This is a genomic window from Streptomyces niveiscabiei, from assembly GCF_001419795.1.
Classification (GTDB): Bacteria; Actinomycetota; Actinomycetes; order Streptomycetales; family Streptomycetaceae; genus Streptomyces; species Streptomyces niveiscabiei.
This window is the reverse complement of sequence record NZ_LIRL01000460.1, coordinates 1-578: the sequence shown is the minus strand read 5'-3', so window position 1 is coordinate 578 and position 578 is coordinate 1. Positions and strand designations below refer to the sequence as shown.

1 protein-coding gene is annotated in these 578 nt (G+C 72.1%); it reads right to left on the bottom strand.

Annotated features, from left to right (window positions below):
* Positions 1–536: pyridoxal-dependent decarboxylase (locus AOK24_RS50975; RefSeq protein ID WP_420876684.1), on the bottom strand; the 536-nt coding region annotated here is incomplete at its 3' end.
* Positions 537–578 lie beyond the last annotated feature (42 nt).

Below are 578 nucleotides of genomic sequence, written 5' to 3'. Positions count from 1 at the left end.
TGGCCGGCCTCGGAGGCGAAGATCCGCAGCTCGCCGAGGTTCTCGGCCTTGGCCTCCTCGCGGGCCAGCAGCAGCGCCTGGAGGTTGGACTGGGTGCCGCCGGAGGTGAAGACGCCGTCCGCCGACGGGCCGAGGCCGATGCGCTCGGTCGTCCAGTCGATCAGCCTGCGCTCGATCAGGGTGCCGCCCGCCGACTGGTCCCACGTGTCCAGCGAGGAGTTGACCGCGCTCAGCACGGCCTCGCCGAGCAACGCCGGTATGACGACCGGGCAGTTGAGGTGGGCGAGGTAACGCGGGTGGTGGAAGTAGACCGCGTCCCGGAGGTAGACCTCCTCCAGCTCGTCGAGGACCGCCGTCGTGTCGTACAGCGGCCTGTCGAGGTCGATCCGCTCGATGCGGGGGGCGAGGGCGTCGACCGTGACGCCGGTGAACGGGCGGTCGGTGGCGGCGAGTCTGGCGGCCACCCGTGCCACTCCGTCGGTCACGGAGCGGCGGTACTGCTCCGCTGTCGTGTCGTTGAGCAGGTGCGAGCGCATGCGGGGTCCTCCGGGGGAAGGGGACGGCGGCGGCGTGGGGGG